At 63.3% G+C, this 4,133-nt stretch carries 4 protein-coding genes; 1 reads left to right on the forward strand and 3 read right to left on the reverse strand.

Translation table 11 applies throughout. From position 1 onward, the window contains the following. Positions 1-194: 194 nt before the first annotated feature. From EN935_RS25115 to EN935_RS25125, 3 genes are read right to left on the reverse strand one after another with little or no spacing between them, the layout of a single operon-like run. Positions 195-803 (reverse strand): hypothetical protein, encoded by a 609-nt coding sequence (locus EN935_RS25115; protein ID WP_126070861.1) that lies wholly within the window; start codon positions 801-803, stop codon positions 195-197. Beyond that, the gene (locus EN935_RS25120) at positions 800-3,073 is read right to left on the reverse strand and encodes a xanthine dehydrogenase family protein molybdopterin-binding subunit (protein WP_127262579.1); all 2,274 of its coding nucleotides are present in this window, start codon (positions 3,071-3,073) and stop codon (positions 800-802) included. The genes EN935_RS25115 and EN935_RS25120 overlap by 4 nt, the downstream gene beginning before the upstream one ends. 2 nt (positions 3,074-3,075) lie before the next feature. Then, entirely contained in the window at positions 3,076-3,537 is a 462-nt protein-coding gene (locus EN935_RS25125) for a (2Fe-2S)-binding protein (RefSeq protein ID WP_109664879.1), read from the reverse strand. A gap of 123 nt (positions 3,538-3,660) precedes the next feature. On the opposite strand from EN935_RS25125, the gene EN935_RS25130 reads away from it, so the two are divergent. Further along, the coding region (locus tag EN935_RS25130; RefSeq protein ID WP_164771323.1) for a TetR/AcrR family transcriptional regulator at positions 3,661-4,133 on the forward strand (473 nt) is incomplete at its 3' end.

A 4,133-nucleotide genomic window follows, 5' to 3' on the forward strand; every position in this document is an offset into this window, starting at 1 on the left:
CAACAATGGCTGCAAGCTTGTGAAACCTGATTCTCGGCATCGTCGTTTTTTCCACTGCGGGTTCGGCCAGCGTCCTCATAACGCGGGCGCGTCGCCGATATGGGTGCGCGCCAAGCCGTGTTCAATTTGCCGTGATCGGCGAAGCGCGCTTCTACATCAAAGTTGCATCGCAATATAGTGCGAAAGTTGCGGGATCATTGCGCCACCGGACAAGATGCGCCCGCCGCAATCCAATTTTCGATCGCTTGATAGGTTGCTTCGGCAGAGCCCGGAGCCGGCTCACGATCAGACCCCGGCGCCCAGCCCCAGGCGACCAATTTGTCGTCGCGAACATGCAGCGCGATATCCTTCAAGCTGCGGTTGCCATTGCGCAGGGGATCCTTGATCTGACTGCAGATTTCGGCCGAGGATTTGCCGAACCAGGCCATCTCGGTTGGCGCCAGATGCCAGTTATCGGCCCCGGGCGGCCCATGCAATGCATTGGAATTGCTGGAAAAATGGCAGGTTGTGCAGCGCAGGCCCGGATTGCCGAAGCCCGATCCGTCAGCACCGCGCTGGACATTGAAGGCGTGAACGCGGGTGCCGCCATAATGCGCACCGGACCAGCGCGGCCGGTCGTCCGCGACATGACAGTCGGCGCAGCGCGGATGCGAGAACACCGCATAGATCTTGTCCCATTCGGACAGGCCTTTTGCAGCGTCGACCGTCACCGGCGTCGGCGTCTGGCTCTCTTGCGCGATCGCGAACGGCGCCGCGAGAACGAGCATGGCAGCAGGCGTCAGCATGATGAGGAGCTTCTTCATGCGAAGGCCACCGTTTTCGACAGCGGCAGCGTGCGAATGCGCTTGCCGGTGAGCGCGAAGATGGCGTTGGCCAGCGCCGGAGCCGCCGGCGGTGTGCCGACCTCGCCGACGCCGCCCATCTTGTGGAAATTCTCCAGAATGGCGACTTCGAAGACCGGGCACTGGAATATCCGCATGGCGTCGAAATCATGGAAGTTCGACTGTTCGACCATGCCGTCGGCGAAGGTGATCTCCTGACCCATCGCCGCCGACAGGCCGTAGATAGCGGCGGAAGTCAGCTGCGCCTCGATGATGCCGGGATCGAGCGCGGTGCCGACATCGGCGGCGATCCACACCTTCTCGATGCGGATACCGGCCGGCGTGTCCGCCACCTGGACGATCTCGCCGACCCAACTGCCGAAGGACAGCGTGAAGGCCATGCCCTTGGCCTTGCCTGCGGGCAGCGCCTCGCCCCATTTCGCCATCGCGGCGACCTTCTCAACCACCTTCACCGCCGAGGGATAGGCGGCCATCAGTCTCTTGCGCATCTCGACCGGATCGATTTTTCCGGCAACGGCGATCTCGTCCATGAAGCCTTCATGGAAGAAGCCGTTGACCGAACTGCCGACCGAGCGCCAGGAGCCGACAGGGATGGAGACCGGCGCAGCGACACCACTGACCCGATAGTTCGGGATGGTGTAGGGCTGGTCATGGGCGCCATCGACAATGGTCTTGTCGGGACCGAGCGGCGATATCGAGGGGAACAGCCGGCGCAGCGTGCCGGCAATCACCGATGGTGAGGCCATCTTCATGTCAACGGCGACCGGCATGCCATCGTCGCCGAGCCGCGCCTGGAACTTGCCGATAGCGGCTGGTCGATAGGCGTCGTGGCGCATGTCTTCTTCACGCGTCCAGGTCACCTTGATCGGACGCTCGCCTGTTTCCTTCGCCATCAGTGCGGCGCACAGCGCGTAGTCCATCTCGACGCGCCGGCCGAAACCGCCGCCCATAAAGGTGGTGTGCACGGTGATCTTGTCCTGCTCGATGCCGACCGCGTTGGCGCAGAGCTGCCGCACCAGGGTCGGCGCCTGGTTGCCGCACCAGATGTCGAGCGCGCCGTCCTTGAGCTGCGCCGTCGCGTTCATCGGCTCCATCGTCGCATGCGCCAGATAGGGCACCGCATAGTCAGCCTCGACGATCCTTTCGCGCGGCGCATCGGCGAAGGCGGTATCGACATCGCCATTGTCACGCATCGCCGAGCCCTTGGTGCCGAGGGCCTGCTTCAGCACATCTGAAATGGCGGCGCTGCTGAGCGGGTATTCGGGATCGGACCACTGGGCGTCGATCGCCTCGGCCGCCCTGAACGCCGCCCATGTGTTGTCGGCGATGATGCCGAAGCCATGGCCGTAATTCGTCTCGAGCGGCACGATCTTGATCACACCGGGCATTTTCTCGGCCTTGGAGAGGTCCGCCTTGACGGGCTTCGACCAGAAGCGCGGGCTCATCTTGACCGTGCCGTAGAGCATGTCCGGCAGCCGGACATCGATGCCGAATATCGGCGCCCCGGTGACCTTGGCCAGCATGTCGATGCGCTTCTGCGGCTTTCCCAGCAGTTTCCAGTCGGCCCGGTCCTTGAGTTTGACTTCTGCAGGAGGCGCCATCGCGGCAGCGGCAGCGGCGACCGCGCCATAGGTCAGCGACTTGCCCGACGCCTTGTGCAGGATCGAACCGTCGGCCGTTTCCAGATCGGCGGCGGCGACACCCAGTTTTTGCGCCGCAGCCGCGATCAGCATCTGCCGGGCGGCGGCGCCCGCTTGCCGCATCTTGTCAAAACCATCGCGTGTCGAAGCCGAACCACCAGTGCCTTGCAGGGCAAGGAACTTGCCGACCACGCCGAGACCCGAGCGCACCGCTTGCGCGGTCATGCTCTCGTCGAAGAAGGCGAACGGACCGCCCTCTTCAAGGATCGCGGCGTTGTAATAGGCATGGGAGGCCGGTCCATGCTCGACCTTGACCCGATCGAGGCCGACATCGAGCTCTTCGGCCACCATGACAGCCAGCGTCGTCGAAATGCCTTGCCCCATCTCGGCGCGCGGCGCGACGATGGTGATGGTGTTGTCGGCGCCGATCTTCACATAGGGGTTGAACGTCGCCTCGCCCTTGCCGAGTTCGGCCTCGAGCGGGTTCGGGAACGGCTTGCGATAGTAGTAATAGCCGACGGCAACGCCGCCCGCGACAGCAGCCGCGCCGATCAGAAACGTGCGGCGGGCGATCTTTCCGACACTGGCCATGGTCAGAGCCCCGCCGTCTTGAGCGCCGCGGCCTTCTTGATGGCCGAGCGGATCCTGGGATAGGTGCCGCAGCGGCAGAGATTGCCGCCCATGGCGTTGTCGATGTCGGCGTCGCTCGGGTCGGCGACCTCGTCGAGCAGCGCCACCGCGCTCATGATCTGGCCGGCCTGGCAGTAGCCGCATTGCGCAACCTGTTCCTCCAGCCATGCCTGCTGCACCGGATGCAGTCTGCCCGCTGTACCGATACCTTCGATGGTGGTGACAGCGCCGTTGACCTGGCCAACGGGAAGCGAGCAGGAACGCACCGGCTGACCGTCGACATGCACCGTGCAGGCGCCGCAGGCAGCGATGCCGCAACCGAACTTCGGCCCGGTCTTGCCGATGAGATCGCGCAGCGCCCACAGCAGCGGCATGTCCGGATCGGCGTCGATGTCGAATGATTGTCCGTCGACGGTGAGGCGCATGGGGATACCCTTTGTTGTCGTCCACTGCCGTTGGCGAAATGGCCAACCGGTCATTTCCCCTCGATACAGATTGACAAATTACGTCATTTTGTCAATAACGATTTTGCAGGATAGAATTGTTCCATGAATCAGATCGAAGACATGGCCGCCGCCGACCCCAAACGCGTCCGTATCCTGGATGGGGCGATGAAGGTGTTTTTGGCCTATGGCTTCTCCCGCACCACCATGGACGACATCGCCCGCGCCGCAGAGATGTCGCGCCCGGCGCTCTATCTCCTGTTCAAGAACAAGACCGATATTTTCCGCGCCATTGCCATGATGATCCTGTCGCGCTCGGTCGAGGCGGCAAAGATGGCTCTGGCCGGCGATGGCACTTTCACCGAGCGCATGATGCAAGCCATCGACGGGGCATTCATCTCGATGATGAGCGCGGTCATTGCCTCGCCGCATGGCGCCGAACTGCTGGACATGAAATCGAGCCTTGGCGATCTGGTCGGCTGCTGGCGCGGCAGGCTTGGCAAACATATTGCCGGCGCGATCGAGGGCGAAGCAGCCAGGAACGGCGTCGATCTGGCGGCCAGGGGCCTGTCGACGCA

The sequence above is a fragment of the Mesorhizobium sp. M7D.F.Ca.US.004.03.1.1 genome (genome assembly GCF_003998635.1).
GTDB lineage: Bacteria > Pseudomonadota > Alphaproteobacteria > Rhizobiales > Rhizobiaceae > Mesorhizobium > Mesorhizobium loti.

Excerpts from the sequence above, each read along its gene's own strand:
- EN935_RS25115 (WP_126070861.1), bottom strand. The coding sequence starts at position 803 with ATGAAGAAGCTCCTCATCATGCTGACGCCTGCTGCCATGCTCGTTCTC.
- EN935_RS25120 (WP_127262579.1), bottom strand. The coding sequence starts at position 3,073 with ATGGCCAGTGTCGGAAAGATCGCCCGCCGCACGTTTCTGATCGGCGCG.
- EN935_RS25125 (WP_109664879.1), bottom strand. The coding sequence starts at position 3,537 with ATGCGCCTCACCGTCGACGGACAATCATTCGACATCGACGCCGATCCG.